This window comes from Streptomyces sp. NPDC057302 (assembly GCF_042667685.1).
GTDB lineage: Bacteria > Actinomycetota > Actinomycetes > Streptomycetales > Streptomycetaceae > Streptomyces.
In genome coordinates this window covers 15992-33249 of the sequence record NZ_JBHUZJ010000062.1, presented here as the reverse complement: position 1 = coordinate 33249, position 17258 = coordinate 15992, and the positions used below count along the sequence as shown (strand labels likewise).

Here is a 17258-nt window from a genome sequence, read left to right as displayed (position 1 = left end):
AGGCGGCAGGCGGCAGGCGGCAGGCGGCAGGCGGCAGGCGGCAGGCGGCAGGCGGCAGGCGGCAGGCGGCAGGCGGCAGGCGGCAGGCGGCAGGCGGCAGGCAAGATATACGACCATGCACCGCCACGAGATCAGCGCCATCGCCCACTCCGGCCACCCCATCGCCGCTCCCCTGCACGACGATTCAGTACAAGCACTCCTCGACCGGGCCCTTCCGCACGACGAGGCGACACTCCTCGACCTCGGGTGCGGATCAGGTACGTGGATGATGCGCGCCCAGCACGCCCGCCCCGGCCTTCGTGCCGTCGGCGTCGACAACAACGCCGACGGCATCACCGCTGCCAGGCGTGCCGCCGCCGACGCGGGTCTCGCCGACCGGACCGAGTTCCACGCCCAGGACGCCACGGAGTTCACCTCCCCGCACCTCTACGACGTGGTGGTCAGCGTCGGTGCCACCCACGCCTTCGGCGGCCTGTTGCCCACCTTGCGAGCCGCCGGCAGCCATCTCTCCCCCGGCGGGAGCGTCCTCGTCGGCGAGGGCTTCTGGGAGCGCGAGCCCGGTCAGGCGGTTCTCGACGCCGGTTTCGCCGCCGACGAGTACGCCGACCTGGCCACGACCGTCGACCGGGTCGTCGCCGACGGCTGGATCCCTGTCCACGGGCACGTCAGCACCCTCCAGGAGTGGGACGACTACGAGTGGTCCTGGACCGGCGACCTGTCCCGATGGGCCCTCGACCACCCCGAGCACCCCGACGCAGGCCAAGCCCTCGATGCCGCCGCAGCGCACCGCAACGCCTGGCTCCACGGCTACCGGGGCACGCTCGGCTTCGTCACCCTGCTTCTGCGCCGGACGCCGTAGTCCTGAGGCTCGCCAGGGGCCGGCCGGGGTGAGCCGAGCAAGGGAAGCTCGGTCAGTCGATGACGGCGGTGGCTTCGACCTCCACCAGGTGGTCGGGCACGTCCAGCGCCGCCACGCCCACCAGCGTGCCCGGCGGTACCGGCGTACCTCCCAGTTTCGCGGCCGCCCGCGCGACGCCCTCCCCGAAGAGAGGCATCTTGTCGGGGGTCCAGTCGACGACGTACACGGTCAGTTTGGCCACGTCGTCGAAGGAACCGCCGGCCCCTTCCAGAGCGGTGGCGACGTTGAGGTAACACTGCTCGACCTGCGCGGCGAGGTCGCCTTCGCCGACCGTGACCCCGTCGGCGTCCCAGGCGACCTGTCCGGCGACGAACACCAGCTTCGACCCCGTCGCGATGGACACCTGCCGGTAGGCGTCGATCTTCGGCAGTCCGTCGGGATTCACCAGGGTGATGGCCATGTTGACTGTCTCCTTGTCGTGGAAGCCCGCGGGCTCTCTGCGCACCGAACCGGGACCCTCGTGGTCTCTACCGGTTACTTGGAAACCCTAGGAGAGTGGCGGTTGACGTGGAAGAACGCACTTTTCGGTGCCTGGGTAACCGTATGGTGACCAAGGCGTTCATGAGCCCCCGCGTCCGTGTCGCCGCCTCCGTGTCGCCGCCTCCGTGTCGCCGCCTCCGTGTCGCCGCCTCCGTGATCCGGCATCGCACCGTCGCCGAGGAGACGGGGCAGCCGCGCCGGACCGCCTACTTCCGCCTGCCGGTTCCTCCCGCTGCCTCTCCAGCGACCGCTGGCGGACGATCAAGACGGGGTCCGCGTCAAGGTGGACGCAGACGGGGGCTGGGAAAGGACCAACCTCAGCGCGGAGAACCGGAGATCTGCACCCGGTGGCTCTCCTTGTCGGAGAGGAAAGCCGCCAGCGCCCGCCCTTCCTCGGCGACCTCTGCGCGCTCCGCGCGGGACAAGCGACCCAGCGGGGTGACCGTCACCGTGCCCTCCTCCACGGTCCAGGTGGCGGCGACCCGGCCGTCGACCAACACGACGCGGGCCCCGGCGACCGACAGGCCGCGGTGGGCGTCGTCGATGATCCGGGTGCGGTCCTGGAAACCGAGGATCGCGTTGTCGAATGCCGGCAGGAACCGCACCGGAGCGGGGGTGCCGGGGTCCGGGCGCGGTGCGTCGGGGAGGTCCAGGAGTTCCCGCCCCCGTTCGTCCCTGAAGGTGATCAGCTCATCGCGCAGCGCGGCGACGGCCGCCGGCAGCCCGGCAAGTCCGCACCAGGCGCGCAGATCGGCGGAGGCGGCGGGGCCGAACGCGGCCAGGTAGCGCCTTACCAGCGCCTGTCCCACGGGATCGGTGCCGTCCGGCGACAGAGGGTCGATCTCGCGTCCCAGCAAGGACGACAGCGGAGCGTTTCGCACTCCCGCCTTGGTCCGCCAGACCCCGCGCGGCGGCAGCTGAGCCACCGGGACGAGGGCCATCAGCATCTCCCCCAGCGCCCGCGGCCCCGGCGTCGGCCAGCGATCGGCGAGCTCCCGCGCGAGTTCGGTCATCGAGCGCGGCCGGCCGTCGGCCATGGCCGCCCGGCCCGCTGCCGCCAGCTCGTCGAGGTCCGTCCCTTCGAGCTCGCCGCGGTAGACGCCGAGCACCCGTTGGCGCAGCATCGCGTCGTGCCGGGCGCGCCAGGCCAGGGCGTCATCGGCGGTGACGAGGTGGACGGTGCGGCGCATGAGGTGGGTGCGCACCACCCGCCGCTGGATCAGGTCCTCCGAGAGCTCCGCCGGGTCGAAGCCGTGCAGCCGCGACCAGAGGCCGACGAACGGCTCCTGTGGTTCCTGCGCCTGGAGACCCCCGAGGCGCGCGACGGCGTCGATGACGGGTACGTCGGTGCGGTCGAGCAGCAGCTGCCGGGCGAGTGTCGCGCGGTTGAGCGCCCGGTTGTCGAGAACGGTCATGGGGGTCCTCCTGGGGCGCACTCGTCGGCCGAACGGCGGTGCGGTGGCGTGTGGTTGATGACGGATGGCTGTGGGTACGACCCGTCTCGGATGCTCCGGACAGCACTGCCGGGCGACGGCGACGGCGACGATGCACCACCACCGTCGCCGTCGCCCGGCAGGCCCCGTCCACCCTGCGCTCAAGTCGACTTCTGACCGTCGAGCGACTCGCGCAGGATGTCCGCGTGCCCGGCGTGCTGGGCGGTCTCGGCGATGACATGCATCAGTACCCCGCGCACGCTGCGTACTGCTCCCGGCTCGTGCCAGGGGGCCTGCGGCAGCGGATGCGTCGCCGAGAGGTCGGGTACGGAGGCGATGACCTGCTCGCTGCGGGCGGCGAACTCCTCGTACCGCGTGACGATCTCCGCCAGTGTGTCGCCGGGCAGCATCCGGAAGTCGTTCTGGTGGTCGATCGCCCACTGCGGGACCTCGCGGGCGGTACCGGCGGCGAACTCCTCCCAGGTGACTCCGTCGGGCAGGTCGTAGCGCAGCGCCGACGGCCCGTCGGCGGCGAAGCGCAGCCATCCCTCCTCGATGGACGCGACATGTTTGATCAGCCCGCCCAGGCACAGTGCGCTCGCGGTCGGCCGTCGGCCGGCCTGCTCGTCGTCGAGTCCGCGCACCGTGGCCGTCAGGGCCGCTCGCGCGGCCGCGAGCCCGGCGATCAGGTCGGCGCGCTCGGCGTCGAGGGGCGTGGGATTCGTGGGAGGCGTGGTGCTCGTGGTGGTCACTGTGATCGGGCCTTCCGGTCGTGCTCGTTGTCTGGCACGACCGACTCTCGCAAGAGAAGCGGTCAGGTTGTGGCCGCTTCTCGGGGCACCATGACGTCATGCCGAAGACCTCAGCGCGCCTGCTCTCGCTGCTCTCGCTTCTCCAGGCGCGCCGGGAGTGGCCAGGGGCGCTGCTGGCCGAACGGCTGGCCATCAGCCCGCGCACCGTACGCCGCGACGTGGATCGTCTCCGGGAGCTCGGCTATCCCGTCGTGGCCAGCAAGGGGCCGGACGGGGGCTACCGCCTCGACGCGGGCTCGGAACTGCCCCCGTTGCTGTTCGACGACGAGCAGGCCATCGCCCTCGCCGTCGCACTCCAGATCGCCACCACCACCGGCGCGGGCATCGAGGAGGCCGCGGCGCGTGCGCTGACCACCGTCCGGCAGGTCATGCCCGCCCGGCTGCGCCGCCGTGTCGACACCCTCCAGGTGACCGCCGTCGAACGCCCGTCGGCCCGGCCGAACCCGCAGGTCGACAGCGGCGTCCTCATGGCGCTCAGCTCCGTCGTGCACGCCCGCGAGGAGCTGCGCTTCGACTACGCCCCCGCGTCTGCGCAGGAGCCCACCGACGGCGATAGGACCGATCCCCCACCGCGCCGGGTACAGCCCCACCACCTCGTCACCTGGGGCGGCCGCTGGTACCTGGTCGCGTGGGACCTCGACCGCGAGGACTGGCGTACGTTCCGCGCGGACCGGATCACCCCGCGTACGCCCACGGGGCCGCGCTTCACCCCGCGCGACGTCCCCGGAGGCGAGGTGGCCGCCTTCGTCGCCGCCCGGTTCCAGGGCTTCGACGGCTCGGGCGACTGGCCCTGCCGCGGCGAGGTGATCCTCGCCCTGCCCGCGGCCGACGTGTCCCGCTACTCCCGCGATGGGGTCGTCGAGGCACTCGGCCCGAACCGCTGCCGCCTCGTCCTGGGCTCGTGGTCATGGCCCGCCCTGGCCGCCGCGATCGGCATGTTCGACGCCGACATCGAGGTCGTGGGCCCACCCGAACTCAGCGAGGCCTTCGCACACTTGGCCCACCGCTATGCCGCCGCGTCGGCCACCACACCCACCGCGTGATCACGAGGTCGAAGATGTCGTCGACGGCGACCAGGACGGCCATCATCGCCATGTCGTAGGAGCCGCCGGCAGGGCGTGGGTTGCTTGCGGCCCTCGTCGCTCGGGAGCCAGAAGAACCGCTTGACGCGCTGGTTGGCCTTGTACGCGCGCGCTACTTGTTCGGGTCCCGGAAGCGGCCGAACGCCTTCGTCAGGGCGCTCAGCGGCGAGCCGTCCGCCTTGACGTGTCCCGGCGCGGCCGTGCGGGGCATGCCGTCGCCGCCGGTCACCTCGGCCAGCGCGGCCTGCGCCGCCTCGGCGGCCTGCTGGTACAGGTCGCGGGAGTTCGTCATGGCCTCGAGCGCCTCGGCGTACTTGGTGACCATGCCCTGGGCGTGGGCCAGTTCCTCGTCCGGCGTGAGCAGGTGCCAGCCCTGGCGCAGCTGTGTCAGGGCCCGCTCGGCCTCTGTCGGCAGCGGTCGCGGCAGTGCGGCGAACTCCTTGATCCTGTCGAGGAGTTCGGTGGGTTCCGAACCGTCCAGGAAGACGCTGCGCACCGTGAAGCGGTCCGCGTCGTAGTCCGGGCTCTGCGGCGCCGTGGGCAGTACGACGGCGCCGCCGCGCGGCATCCGTACGCTCAGCTCCCGCTTCATCGCGAAGTCGGCGATCTGCGCCTGCTCCGGCGTGCCCCGGTGCTCGACCACCTGGTGCCGCAGGCTCGGCGGCAGGAACGTCGAGACCGGCCGCTGCCCGATCGCGTCCGGCGTCATCGCCTCGTGCACCACGACGTGGATGTACCAGCTCTGCCGGGTGCAGTCGCGCAGCAGGTGGCGCAGCTCGTCGTCGTCCTTGGGCAGGTGGTTCGTCGTCCGCAGGCGCACGTCCGCCACCGTGTCGTGGTCCCAGGCGACCCGGTCGCTGTCCGGCCAGAACATGAGGGCCGGTGAGGGCCAGCGCATGTCCCACTCCCGCTCCGCCTCGGCGGCGAGGACCCAGGTGACGCCTTCGCTCTCCTTGCGGCGGGCCTCGGGGTCGTACAGCGTCAGCTGTGCGCGGACCGTGACGTCGTCGGCCACGCGCCAGCGCGCCTCGAAGAGACGGCGGGCCGAGGGGCCGGGATCGGCGGAGTCGTCCCGCGGGTGCAGGACTGTGGAGCGGGCCGCCTCGACGGGGTCGAGGTCCAGGAAGTCGTCGAGCACCCCGGCCGCCTTGAGGGCGATCAGGTTGCGCCGGACGTCCTGCTCGGGCTCGGGCCCGAGGTGGCGCCCGCGCCCCAGCCACGCGGTGTCGGGGACGGCGGTCGATGAGCTGCTTTTTTTGGCCATGAATTCGTTCTGTGAGTGGGCGGGGCCCGACCAGTATGGCCCGTACACCTGGATAAGGAAGCGGTACCCCGCCCACGGCTTCAACACGCCGGACGGACCGTACGTAGAGGCATGAAGCCGCTCTGATCCAGCCATCCCAGGTCAAACGGGAGCGATCACAGGGCCCAACGAGCTCCTCGATGCCCGGCAACGCAACCGGCGCATCCGGACCGATGAGTTTTCGTGCGCCACGATGTCTGAAGAGGGGGAGGGACGGGCACGTCCCCCGGTCAGGAAAGTGGTGTGCGATGAGGCTGGTACTTCAGGAGTTCCTGTCGCTGGACGGCGTCTACCAAGGCCCGGGTTCCCCGGACGAGGACACGAGCGACGGATTCACCCGGGGCGGCTGGTTCGTGCCGCACCTGGACGACGAGTTCGAACAGCTGGCGGGCACGTGGCTCGGCAAGGCCGACGCGTTCCTGTTCGGCCGCCGTACGTATCTGAACTTCGCGCGGGACTGGCCGAAGATGACCGAGCACCCGTTCGCCGGCATCTTGAACGGCCTGCCCAAGTACGTCGCCTCCCAGAGCCTGACCGCGGCCGACTGCGACTGGGACCCGACCACGCTCCTGTCCGGCGACATCCTCGCCCAGGTGGCCGAGGTGAAGCGGCGGCCGGGCCGCGAGCTGCAGATCCACGGCAGCGGCCGGCTCGGCCAGTCCCTGCTGGCCGCCGGTCTGGTCGACGAGCTGCGTCTCGCGATCGCCCCCGTGGTGGTGGGCGAGGGTCGCCGCCTGCTGCCGGACGGCGGTGCGCCGGCGGCGCTGCGGCTCCTGAGCAACGGGACGACGCCCGGCGGGCTGGCGATTCACGTGTACGAATCGACGGGACTTCCGGAGTACGGGACGTACGGGGGCGGCGCGTAGGCGGCAGCCCCGCACCCGCAGGGGGTCAGCCGCCGCGCTTCAGGCGTACGACGACGGGGGCGCCGAAGGGGTCGCCGGACTGGTTGACCTGGACGTGTCCGGCGCCCAGCCACTCGTCGGTGCCCGGGACCCGGTGGATCTCCTTCAGCCACAGCGACTGGTTGGAGGCCTTGCGGGCGCCGGTCGACAGGGGCAGGCGGTGGCGTTTGATCTTCACGCACCGGCCGTCGTCGGTGACGTACCAGTTGCCGTCGAGGAACAGCCCCTTGTCCTCCTGGCCCACCGGGGTCCGCAGGACGCAGCCGCCGGGCACGGCCTGCTGCTCGACCCACTTCGAGCCGTCCCTGCGCAGCCGGATGAACTCGTCCTCGGGTTCGTTCTCGACCTCGCCGTGGTTGAAGGAGTTGCTGCCGTACGCGCGTACTTCACCGCTGTCGAGCGCGAAGACCTGTCCGAGGCCGGCGCCGGGTTCCGGCGGGAGCGGCTCCTCGAAGCGGGCCTGTGGGGTCTCCACCGCCTTCCAGGACGTGCCGTCCCAGTGCATCGAGGCGGGCTGGGTGTAGACCTCGCCGGATCCCTCCATGTCGGTGCCGGGCCCGGTCGAGCGGCTGCCGACCGCCCAGACATCGTCCGGGCCCACCACGGCGAGGTCCGCGGCGCTGTGGGGCAGCCGGGTCGTGGTCCAGCGGGTGCCGTCCCAGTGCTGTGCGCTGCGCTCGCTGTCGAGGGCCCAGACGTCGTCCGGGGCCGCGGCCTCGAAGTCCCCGGGATTGCCCGGCGGAGGGCTGGGCACCGCGGACCAGCGGGCGCCGTCCCACCGCGCCCAGCGCGTCAGGGCGGTGGCGTCTTCGGAAGCCTGCGGGCGCAGCCACAGTTCCTTCTCACCGACCTCCTCGAGCAAGGGCGGGTAGGCGCCGGCGCCGAGAGCCTCGGGAAGGGGCTCACGCTTCCACCGCGTACCGTCGTAGTGGAGCAGGCGGGCGTCGGACTCGCCGTTGTTCTCGGCCCCGACCGCCCAGATGTCGTCCTCGGCCAGTACGGCTACGTCGGCGAGCTCTCCGCTGAAGTCCGCGATGTGCTCGAACTCCCACGTCAGAGAACCCACGGGGTCCTTCGCCCGACCATCCGCGCCACCATCGCCCGCACCGCCTGATCCCGCACCCCGGGAGCTGGCCGCCCCGGCGCCCTCGCCACACCCCGCGGCCGCGAACACAGCGGCCAGCACGGCGAAGGCCACCACTCCCCGGCTGCGCCTGATTCCCGCACCCCTACGAATGACCGCTCCCCCTTGCCGCTCTCAGCGAGCGGGCAGCGTAACCGGTCGGCGTGGACCGCCAAGTGGCGGGGCGGCCAGGCGCACCCGCGCGAAACGACGTGAACGCGCCGCGCCCGCTCCCCTAGTCCGAGCAGCGTCCATTCAGCTGCCGGTCAGCCGGTCGAGGCAGCCACCCGTCAGCCACCCGTCAGCCAGTCGAGAAGATCCCACACCCGGGACAACACGCCGGCCTTGCGGCGGTGGCTCCGGGAGCAGTAGCGACGCCTGCGCCAGCGGCTCGTCTGTTCGACCGGCGCCCCGCACCACCCACACAGCTGTGGCCTGCTCGCCCTCCTGCCCCACCTCATGACGAGCGATCAGCTGCCGCTGCCCGAGCAGCCAGGCACGCCGGGCCCCTCAGCGAAGTGCCGCAGAACCATCTCGACCAGCGCTTCGACGTCCGCGTCGGCCATCGGCTCGCCGGTCATGCCCATCCGGTGGAGCAGGACTCCGACCACCACGTCGATGAAGAACAGGACCCGGTTCTCCGGCTCGCCGAGCGCGTCCTGGAGCGCGAGCCGGTAGGGGTCCTGCAGTTGCGTGGACAGGATCTCGCGCAGGGCCGGGTCGCTCACCGCGTCGCTGAACACGCCGGCGAACGCGTCGCCCACCCCGGGCTCGCCGACCTTCGCCGCGATCCAGCGGATGGTCGACGCCATCAGCTCGGCTCCTCCCGCCCCCGCCCCCGCCAACGGCGCTGGGCCGAACGCGTCCAGGAGGCAGTCCACGATCAGCGCGCCCTTCGTCGGCCAGCGTCGGTACACCGTCGACTTCGCCACACCGGCCGCGGCGGCGATGCGTTCGACGGTGGCGCGCGCGTAGCCGAGTTCGTGGACCGTGCTCAACGTCGCGGCGAAGACCACCTCGTTGACGCCGGCACGCGGGCGACCGGGCGGCCTGGCGGATGTGGTCGATGACATAGCCATACGGTACCTGTTTTCGCTACCTTAGGTTTCGATACCCGAGGTCGCGTAACCCTCCAGGCAAGGAGAAGTCATGAGCGAGGTCACTGTTGCGGGGCGTCCGCCGGAGCCGGACTGGCCGACGATGACGACCGAGGAACTGTTCGCCTACCGCGACGCGGAGAACCGCTTCCGCGCTTCCAGCGCGGTGCGGCCGATCACCGGGGAGCCGGACCCCGGCGCCTCGATCAGCTGGCAGGACGTGCCGCTGCCCGGCCGCCAGCTTCCTGTCCGGGTGTATCGCCCTTCGCCCGGCCCCGAGGGCGAAGGCAAAGGCAAAGGTGAAGGTGAAGGCTACGACCGGGCAGGCCTGTTACCCCTCGTACTGCACGTGCACGGAGGAGGGTTCGTGGGCACGGCGGTGCAGAGCGACTGGGTCAACAGTCATCTGGCCGCACGGCTGCCCGCGGTCGTCGTCTCGGTCGAGCACCGCCTCGTCGCCCCGGACAGCCCGCTGGCGGCTGCCGTGGACGACGGCTGGGACGTACTCCAGCATGTGGTGCGCCATGCGGAGCAGTGGGGCATCGACCCGGCACGGACCGCCGTCTTCGGCGAGAGCTGCGGCGGGCTGATCTGCGCCCTGGCGGCGATCCGGGCCGACGAGACCGGCTTGCGTCTGCGGGCGCAGGTGCTGGTCAACCCCGCCGTCGACGTGACCGAAGCGATGCTCGACCACACCTCGGTCACCGAATACGCCCACACCCCGACCCTCGGGGTACCGCAACTCAACCTGTTCCAGCGGCTCGCCGTTCCCCCGGGAGCCGACTCCCGTGCGCTCTCACCGCTGCACGCCGAGCACCTGGACGGTCTCGCGCCGGCGCTCGTGGTGGTGCCGACCCACGACCCGCTGGCCGACCACGGCCGCCGCTACACCGAACGGCTGCGGGCGGCCGGGACACCCGCGCGGCTCACCGAATACCCCGAAGCGGCGCACGCGTTCCTCAGCACGCCGGGCCTGGCACCGCAGGCCGAGGCCGCGCGGACGGAGATCCTCGCGTTCCTCCGTGCTTCCTTCGCCTCGTCGTAAGCGTCACCACATCCATGCACAAGGGCCTCGACCGCACGGACACCCTGGAGGAATCAGCAGTGAAGCGCATCGGCATCATCGGAGTGGGCGAGATCGGCCGGGCCATGGTGGAGGGCCTGCGCGAAGGGGACGACGGGATCGAGGGGGCCGCCAAGTCACCGGAGGTGTTCCTCTCTCCCCGGGGAGCCCGCACGGCCGCGGAGCTCTCCGCGCGCTACGAGGGCGTCCAGGTCTGCGCCGACAACCAGGAGGTCGTGGACCGCTCCGAGGTGGTGATCATCGCCGTACGCGGCCAGGACCGGCAGGAAGCGCTGGCCGGCCTGACCGTGGACGACGACAGGATCGTGGTCAACGTGATGGCCGGCGTCGCCAACGACGACCTGCGCCGGCTACTCGGCACCGACGCCACGCTGATCCGGGCCATCCCGCTCCCTTCCGTACGCGAACGCCGTTCCGTCACGGTGACGTTCCCCTCCCATCCGGTGACGGACGCCCTCTTCGAACGTCTCGGTGGGGCGCAACCGGTCGCGGACGAGGCGGCGTTCAACGTCTTCTCCGCGCTGACGGGGACGCTGACCACGCACTACTCGTATCTCGCCGCGCTCACGTCATGGGCCGTCGGCCGGGGCATCGCCCCCGCCGACGCCGAACGCTACGTCCGCGGCCTCTTCCAGGGCGTCGGCCGCGCCCTGAGCGACGAGACCCGCTCGCTGCGGCAACTCGCCGCCGACCACGAGACCCCGAACGGCAACAACGAACGCATCCGCACCACTTGGTTCGACCCGGCCAACTCCCAAGCCCTCGGCAAGGCGCTCGACGGCCTCCTCGCCGACCTGTAGCGGCCGGGCGTCACCTTGGCGCGTGCGGGGGTCAGACGGCGAGGGAGATCTCGGTCGACTTGATCAGGGCGACGACGGAGGACCCGGAGGCCAGCTTCAGGTCGGTGACGGCGTCCTTGGTGATGGCTGCGGTCAGTTCGCCGCCCTGGACCGAGACCTTGACGGAAGCCATGGCGCCACCGGTGGCGACGTCGGTGATGGTGCCGGGGATCTGGTTGCGAATGGACAGACCGTCGACCGGGCCCGTCGCCAGAGACACCTCGGTGGACTTCACGAGGGCCCTGACCGCGGACCCCTCGGCGAGACCGAGCTCCTTGACGGCCTCCAGGGTGATCGCGGCGGTGACACCCTGGCCGCCGTCGAGACGGACCTTGACGGTCGCCATCACCTCGCCCGGGGTGACGGAGGTGACGGTTCCGGCGATCTGGTTGCGGATACTCAGGCTCATGAAGGGATGCCTCACAGGGAGATTGCGTGGTGGTTCGTCAGGCGGTGCGCCTTGGGGATTCACACGTTAATGCCCTGAATCGACGATGGAGCGGAGGGTGTCGCATCCACCAGGCTGAAACCGATGGGCTATCCGAAGGTGAAGGCGAAACCCTGGACGCCGGGGGCCACCCGCAGTTCGAGCTTCGCCTTGGCCGGAGTGTCGCCGTCGACGAGGGAGTACAGGGACGGGGTGCCGTGCACCTGCACCGTCTTGGTGACCTTGCCGTCGACGAGGACCGTCACGGGCCCTTCGCCGGCCATCACCAGGTTGACGTTCTTGGCCCGGTAGGTGAAGGCCAGCTTGGCGTCCTCGCCCGCGGTGAAGTGGTCGTACCCGGCGGTCCAGGTGCCGTCCAGGGAAAGGGAGTTGAGGGGAATTTCGGCCGGGAAGCGGTAGCTGGCCGCCTTGTCGTCGACGAGCGGGGTACCGACGTAGCCGCGGATGCGCAGGTTGCTGAGGTAGGTCTCCGGGGTGCGGTCGGCGGTCAGGTCGTCGGCCTTCTGGCCCGTCTTGGGCGGCAGTTGCACCTGCGGGTCCGCCTGCTTCAGGAGGTCACGGATCAGGTCCTCGGTCTGGTCGTAGTCGCCTTCGCCGAACTTGAAGTACCGCACCGTGCCTTCGGCGTCGATGAGGTACTTGGCGGGCCAGTACCTGTTGCGGTAGTTGTCCCAGGTGGTCAGGTCGTTGTCGAGGGCGACCGGGTAGGTGACGCCGAGCTTCTTCGCCTGGTCGGCGACGTTGCCCGCCTTCTTCTCGAAGGGGAACTCGGGCGAGTGCACGCCGATGACCTCGAGCCCGTACGCCTTGTACGCGTCGTTCCACGCCTCGATGTGCGGCAGGCTGCGCTGGCAGTTGATGCAGGAGTACGTCCAGAAGTCGATCAGTACGACCTTGCCGCGCTGGGACGCCAGGTCGACCGGTGCGCCGCCGGGGGTGTTGAGCCACTTCGCGATGCCGTCGATGGCGGGAGCCTTGCCGCACGTGCGCAGTTCGTCGGCGCTGTCCTCGCAGCGCGAGAGCTCCTTGTTGGAGTTGTTGTACAGCCCCGACAGCTGCTGGCGGGCGGTGTCACTGTCCTCGATCTTCTTCTGGGCCGCCGAGGTGTAGTCGGGCAGGGCCCGCTGGATGGTGTCGGTGACGTTGAAGGCGAGCGCGAACGCCAGGACAACCATCAGCAGACCAGCGGCGATGCGCAGCTTGCGGGCCCGGGTGCGGAACGCCGCCACCCGCTCGGCCACCCGCCGTCCCGCCAGCGCGAAGACCAGCAGCGGGATCGCGGTGCCGACGGCGAACGAAACCGTCAGGGCGACGATGTCTCCGCTGATCTCTCCCCGCGCCCCGGCCACCGTGATCGCGGCCAGCACCGGCCCGGCGCACGGCACGTACAGGAGCCCCAGACCGAGGCCCAGCACGAAGGCGCTGCCCTCCTTGTTGACCTGCCGCTGCGGGATCCGCGCGAACGGCTTCTCCAGGAGCCGCTCGACGGGCGGGAAGATCAGGCCGAGGCCGATCAGCACCAGCAGCCCGAGCCCCACGTAGCGCAGGATGTCCTGCGGCAGACCGAGCGCGGACAGCAGCGTCACGCCCAGCAGCGTGAAGAAGCTGAAGCTGATGACCAGGCCCGTCACCACCGCGTACGGACGCCGATTGCGCACATGCGAGGCCTTGGCCGGGGCGGGCGCGGTGAGCGTGTCACCGGCCGCGTTCGTGGAACCGGATTCGGCGGGGCCGGAGGTTGGTGCTGGCCCCGGCGGTGCTGTCCCCGGCGGTGCGTTCGCGGTGGGCTTCCCCGCCGGTGGTGTCTCCGCGCCCGGGCCTCCGGCCAGGAAGACGACCGGCAGGACGGGCAGGATGCAGGGCGAGACCGCTGTGATCAGGCCTCCGAGCAGCCCTATCAAGATCAATGTGAGCATGGGGAGCGCCCTCCGGTCAGGAGACCGGCGTACCCGCTCTCCGCACATGTGATTCGGAGGGCCTCCCCCGCCGGATTGGTCACACCGGACACCGAGGGTCACTTCTGCGATGCCAGGAAGGGATACGGCTCGTAGGTGCGCACCTACGTGGTAAGCCTGTTTGGGTTCCCAGTGCCAGTCGGACGCGGGGTCGTCGGGGGCGATGCTCCGCGCCCGGGAGAGCAGCGAGCGGCCGTGTTCGGTCAGATCCAGGCGTGCGCGGTGACCCTGCCCCTCCAGGTTGCGCTCCACCGCGCCGAGTTCCTCCAGCATGAGGACGGTGGCGCGCATGCTCTGGCTCGTGACTCCCGCACGACGCGCCAGATCGCTGTACGACAGATCGGCGTTTCGGGAGATGTGCCCGAGCGCCCCGAGCAGCCGCATCGACAGGCCGATGTCGGCGAGACGCGCTTCCAGCCGTTCCTGGAGACTCCGCCTCAGCTGTCAGTGTCCCAGGCCGCCGGGCCCCGGTGATCAGGCCGGCCGCACCTCGACGCCGCGCCGCTCGGCCACGCGCTCCGTGTTCAGCTCCCTCCGCCGCGCGGCCTCCGTGCCGAAGAAGTCCTGGATCAGCCGCAGGGCGATCTCGACGCTGCCGGTCACCGGACCGGCGGTGATGCGGTTGCGGTCCTCCACGACGCGGTTGGTCCCCACCGGCGACACCCCGTAGTACGGAAGCAGGTCGTAGGCATGGAAGTTGGTCGTGGCTCGGTAGCCGCAGTGCAGGCCGGCCGCTCCCCTGACGAGGCTGCCCATGCAGACCGCCCGCGACTCACTTGGCGCGGCTGCCCCGGTCGGCGAGGAAGGCCAGCGTCTCGGCGTCCTCGATGATCTCGGGCACGGCGCCCCACTCGGCAGGCGCCGTGGCGGACCATGGTTAGGATCGCTGGCATGCGCTATCTCATCATCGGAGCAGGAGCCGTCGGCGGCACCATCGGCGGCCGGCTGGCGCAGTCGGGCCACGACGTCGTCCTCGTCGCGCGCGGCAAGCAGTACGAGGCGCTGCGCGACCACGGGCTGCGCCTCCAGACCCCGGACGGCCCGCACACCCACCGGCTCCCCGTCGTCGACGGCCCCGAGGCGCTCGGCACCCTGCGCGCCGACGACGTGCTGATCCTCGCCGTGAAGACCCAGGACAGCACCGCCGCACTCGCCGCCTGGGGCCCGCGGCCCGTCGCGGGCGGCGGCACCGCGGCCCAGCACCTGCCGCTGGTCTGCGCGCAGAACGGCGTGGAGAGCGAGCGGATCGCGCTGCGCACCTTCCGTCGCGTGTACGCGATGTGCGTGTGGCTGCCGTCCACCTTCGTGGAGCCGGGCGTCGTACGCGCCGAGGGCACCCCGCTCTCCGGCATCCTGCACCTGGGCCGCTACCCCGAAGGCAGCGACGACACGGTGCGGGCGATCGCCGAGGACCTCGGGCAGTCGCACTTCGACGCGCCCGTCGTGGACGACGTCATGCGCTGGAAGTACGCCAAGCTCGTGGCGAACATGGTCAATTCGATCGAGGCGGTCTCCGGCGTGATCGACGGGGACGAAGGACGCGCCCTGCTCCGGCAGGCCCGCGCGGAGGGTGAGGCCGTGCTCGCCGCGGCCGGTATCCCGTACACGTCGCAGCAGGAGGAACAGAAGGTGCGGGGCGGCAGGATCCGCTTCGAGCCGTTCGACGACGTACCGCGGGGCGGTGGCTCCTCCTGGCAGTCCCTGAACCGGGGCACCGGGTCCATCGAGGCGGACTACTTGAACGGCGAGATCGCGCTCCTCGGCCGCCTGCACGGGGTGCCCACCCCGATCAACGACGTCCTCCAGGAGTACGCCAACGAGGCGGCGCGGCAGCGGCGCCCGGCCGGCGCGACACCCGTCGGCGAACTGACCGCGGCGATCGCAGCACACCGCTAGCTCCGGCGGGTGGCCGTGCACCTATTCTTGCGTGCATGCAGCGTTACACGATCGGGCAGGCCGCGCGCTTGCTGGGCGTCAGCCCGGACACCGCACGCCGATGGGCCGACGCCGGGCGCGTGACCACCCAGCGCGACGAGGGCGGACGGCGCCTCGTCGAAGGGAAGGACCTGGCGGCGTTCTCGGTCGAGCTCGCCCAGAACGGCGGTGAGGAGGACGCCTCCTACACCTCTGTCCGCAACGCCTTCCCGGGGATCGTGACCGCGGTGAAGCTGGGCGATGTCGCGGCCCAGGTGGAGATCCAGGCCGGGCCGCACCGGCTGGTCTCGCTGCTGACCCGGGAAGCCGTGGAGGAGTTGGGTCTGGAGGTCGGCATGGAGGCCACCGCCCGCGTGAAGTCGACCAACGTACATATCGACCGGACCTGACGCACCCGGCGCCGACACGCCAGGCGCCTCCTGCGAGGTCCCGCGCGCGTGGCGTCCCGCCCCGGGCGCGGGACCTGGCCTAGAAACACTTTCATGTGCCACTACTGCGGTTGCCGAGAGATCCCTCTGATCAAAGAGTTCATCGCCGAACACGAACGCGTCACCGACGCCGCCGGAGAGGCGATCCGCTCCCTGGAGCGGGGCGAAACGGCTCGGGCGCGCGTCCTCGTGGACCTCATGGCCCGCGAGTTGGGCGCCCACTGGCAGGGCGAGGAGAACGGTCTGTTCGCCGTGATGCGCGCGGATCCCGAGTACGCGCACTACATCGCGAACCTGGAGCTCGAACACCGCGAGCTGGCGGCGCTGTTGCCCGCGCTCGACCTGGCGGACCCCGGCGACGTACGCATCTTCGTCGAGGCCGTCGACGAGCTGCACCGGCATATCGCCAAGGAGGAGGACGGTCTCTTCCCGGCCTCGCTCACCGCGCTGGACGGCGACGACTGGAACCTCTCCATGGCGGCCTGGCGCGCGGCGCATCCGGCCTGAGCCTCCCTCAGGGCGCGGGTTGCTCCCTTCCCGTGGACCCCGTGGCGCGTCCCGGCCGCCCTGCCGCCGTGTGGCCATCGCCCCGGCTACCGTCCGCGGCCATGGACACCCTCATCTTCGGCGGCCTCCTGGCCACGCTGTTCGCGCTCCACCGGCAGCGGTCACGGGCCGTGCTGCTCGGCGGCTGGTGGCTCATGCTCGTCCTGACGATCGTCCTCCTCGCCCACCACATCACCAGCAGCCTCAAGCTGGGGCTGAGCTACTGATGAGCACGCTGACGGCCCCGTCGCCGGACACCGGGCACTCCCCCGCCCTGGGCAAGGTCCAGTACTGGTTCGCCTGCTTCTTCGCCGTCGGCTGGACCGGGGTGGTGTGCGGCGGGCTCGGCGTGCAGTTCCTCGACTGGGACTACCCCTGCCCGCTGTGCATGGTGCAGCGCATGTTCATGCTGCTCGCCGCGCTGGGCGCCGCGTACATCGTGCGCCGTGGCATGACCGGCACGATCACGGGCCGCGACTACATGATGGGTTGGGGTCTTGCTCTGGTCGCGGTGATGTGCGGCGGCTTCGCGTCCTGGCGGCAGACGATGCTGCACATCTTGCCGGGCGACAAGGGCTACGGGGCGCCCGTGCTCGGTCTGCACCTGTACGTGTGGGCGTGGATCCTCTTCATGGTCTCGGTGGTGGCGATCGGCATCGTGATGGCCTTCGCCCACACGACCGCCGACACCACACTGCCGACGACAGGGGGGTACGGAACGGCGGGCCGGATCGTGCTCGGCTTCATCGCCCTGGTGATCGCGGTGAACCTGGTCGCGGTCTTCCTCCTGGAGGGCTTCCACTGGTTCCTGCCGGACGATCCGGACCGCTACCGCTTCTTCTACGACGTCGGGATCATGGACTGAGCGA

Annotated in this window: 19 protein-coding genes; 10 read left to right on the top strand and 9 right to left on the bottom strand. The window is 71.0% G+C overall.

From position 1 onward, the window contains the following. Positions 1-115 precede the first annotated feature (115 nt). On the top strand, positions 116-859 hold the full coding sequence (locus tag ACFUPX_RS32270; RefSeq protein WP_383330713.1) for an SAM-dependent methyltransferase: 744 nt from the start codon (positions 116-118) through the stop codon (positions 857-859). Positions 860-911: 52 nt separating this feature from the next. Here ACFUPX_RS32270 and ACFUPX_RS32265 read toward each other — a convergent pair whose 3' ends face one another. The 3 genes from ACFUPX_RS32265 to ACFUPX_RS32255 all read right to left on the bottom strand — a co-directional run bounded on the left by ACFUPX_RS32265 (position 912) and on the right by ACFUPX_RS32255 (position 3584). Continuing rightward, positions 912-1319, bottom strand: a complete 408-nt coding sequence (locus ACFUPX_RS32265; RefSeq protein ID WP_383330711.1) for a RidA family protein — start codon at positions 1317-1319, stop codon at positions 912-914. A 397-nt stretch (positions 1320-1716) separates the two neighbouring features. Next, on the bottom strand, positions 1717-2814 hold the full coding sequence (locus tag ACFUPX_RS32260; RefSeq protein ID WP_383330708.1) for a winged helix DNA-binding domain-containing protein: 1098 nt from the start codon (positions 2812-2814) through the stop codon (positions 1717-1719). A gap of 179 nt (positions 2815-2993) precedes the next feature. Beyond that, positions 2994-3584: a DinB family protein gene (locus tag ACFUPX_RS32255; RefSeq protein ID WP_383330705.1), complete on the bottom strand. Its 591-nt coding sequence runs from the start codon at positions 3582-3584 to the stop codon at positions 2994-2996. Positions 3585-3682: 98 nt separating this feature from the next. On the opposite strand from ACFUPX_RS32255, the gene ACFUPX_RS32250 reads away from it, so the two are divergent. Then, positions 3683-4687, top strand: a complete 1005-nt coding sequence (locus ACFUPX_RS32250; protein ID WP_383330702.1) for a helix-turn-helix transcriptional regulator — start codon at positions 3683-3685, stop codon at positions 4685-4687. Positions 4688-4838: 151 nt separating this feature from the next. Here ACFUPX_RS32250 and ACFUPX_RS32245 read toward each other — a convergent pair whose 3' ends face one another. Next, positions 4839-5990: a hypothetical protein gene (locus tag ACFUPX_RS32245; RefSeq protein ID WP_383330699.1), complete on the bottom strand. Its 1152-nt coding sequence runs from the start codon at positions 5988-5990 to the stop codon at positions 4839-4841. A 287-nt stretch (positions 5991-6277) separates the two neighbouring features. Here ACFUPX_RS32245 and ACFUPX_RS32240 point away from each other — a divergent pair, with 287 nt between their 5' ends. Then, positions 6278-6895 carry a dihydrofolate reductase family protein gene (locus ACFUPX_RS32240; protein WP_383330696.1) on the top strand — a complete coding sequence of 206 codons (618 nt, stop codon included), beginning with the start codon at positions 6278-6280 and terminating at the stop codon, positions 6893-6895. Between the two features lie 25 nt (positions 6896-6920). Here the strand turns inward: ACFUPX_RS32240 and ACFUPX_RS32235 are convergent, their stop codons facing one another. Beyond that, positions 6921-8000, bottom strand: coding sequence for a hypothetical protein (locus tag ACFUPX_RS32235; protein WP_383330693.1), 1080 nt, complete (start codon positions 7998-8000; stop codon positions 6921-6923). Between the two features lie 527 nt (positions 8001-8527). After that, on the bottom strand, positions 8528-9130 hold the full coding sequence (locus ACFUPX_RS32230; RefSeq protein WP_383330690.1) for a TetR/AcrR family transcriptional regulator: 603 nt from the start codon (positions 9128-9130) through the stop codon (positions 8528-8530). Between the two features lie 76 nt (positions 9131-9206). Here ACFUPX_RS32230 and ACFUPX_RS32225 point away from each other — a divergent pair, with 76 nt between their 5' ends. Next, positions 9207-10199: an alpha/beta hydrolase gene (locus ACFUPX_RS32225; RefSeq protein WP_383330687.1), complete on the top strand. Its 993-nt coding sequence runs from the start codon at positions 9207-9209 to the stop codon at positions 10197-10199. A 14-nt stretch (positions 10200-10213) separates the two neighbouring features. Further along, positions 10214-11038, top strand: a complete 825-nt coding sequence (locus ACFUPX_RS32220; RefSeq protein WP_383330684.1) for an NAD(P)-binding domain-containing protein — start codon at positions 10214-10216, stop codon at positions 11036-11038. Positions 11039-11069: 31 nt separating this feature from the next. Here the strand turns inward: ACFUPX_RS32220 and ACFUPX_RS32215 are convergent, their stop codons facing one another. The 3 genes from ACFUPX_RS32215 to ACFUPX_RS32205 form a co-directional block, all read right to left on the bottom strand. Then, the gene (locus ACFUPX_RS32215) at positions 11070-11486 is read right to left on the bottom strand and encodes a molybdopterin-binding protein (RefSeq protein ID WP_383330681.1); all 417 of its coding nucleotides are present in this window, start codon (positions 11484-11486) and stop codon (positions 11070-11072) included. A 128-nt stretch (positions 11487-11614) separates the two neighbouring features. Further along, complete coding sequence (locus ACFUPX_RS32210) at positions 11615-13441, bottom strand: cytochrome c biogenesis protein DipZ (RefSeq protein ID WP_383330678.1); 1827 nt, start codon at positions 13439-13441, stop codon at positions 11615-11617. Between the two features lie 513 nt (positions 13442-13954). Beyond that, positions 13955-14236, bottom strand: coding sequence for a hypothetical protein (locus tag ACFUPX_RS32205; protein ID WP_383330675.1), 282 nt, complete (start codon positions 14234-14236; stop codon positions 13955-13957). Positions 14237-14371: 135 nt separating this feature from the next. On the opposite strand from ACFUPX_RS32205, the gene ACFUPX_RS32200 reads away from it, so the two are divergent. The 5 genes from ACFUPX_RS32200 to ACFUPX_RS32180 all read left to right on the top strand — a co-directional run bounded on the left by ACFUPX_RS32200 (position 14372) and on the right by ACFUPX_RS32180 (position 17254). After that, positions 14372-15376 (top strand): ketopantoate reductase family protein, encoded by a 1005-nt coding sequence (locus tag ACFUPX_RS32200; protein ID WP_383330672.1) that lies wholly within the window; start codon positions 14372-14374, stop codon positions 15374-15376. 35 nt (positions 15377-15411) lie between these two features. Further along, the gene (locus ACFUPX_RS32195; RefSeq protein ID WP_383330669.1) at positions 15412-15804 is read left to right on the top strand and encodes a molybdopterin-binding protein; all 393 of its coding nucleotides are present in this window, start codon (positions 15412-15414) and stop codon (positions 15802-15804) included. 93 nt (positions 15805-15897) lie between these two features. After that, positions 15898-16350, top strand: a complete 453-nt coding sequence (locus tag ACFUPX_RS32190) for a hemerythrin domain-containing protein (RefSeq protein ID WP_383330666.1) — start codon at positions 15898-15900, stop codon at positions 16348-16350. Between the two features lie 101 nt (positions 16351-16451). Continuing rightward, positions 16452-16616, top strand: coding sequence for a DUF5993 family protein (locus ACFUPX_RS32185; protein ID WP_383330663.1), 165 nt, complete (start codon positions 16452-16454; stop codon positions 16614-16616). Next, a complete protein-coding gene (locus ACFUPX_RS32180; RefSeq protein ID WP_383330660.1) occupies positions 16616-17254 on the top strand; it encodes a disulfide bond formation protein B in 639 nt (212 codons plus the stop codon). The genes ACFUPX_RS32185 and ACFUPX_RS32180 overlap by 1 nt, the downstream gene beginning before the upstream one ends. The last annotated feature ends 4 nt before the right edge of the window (positions 17255-17258 follow it).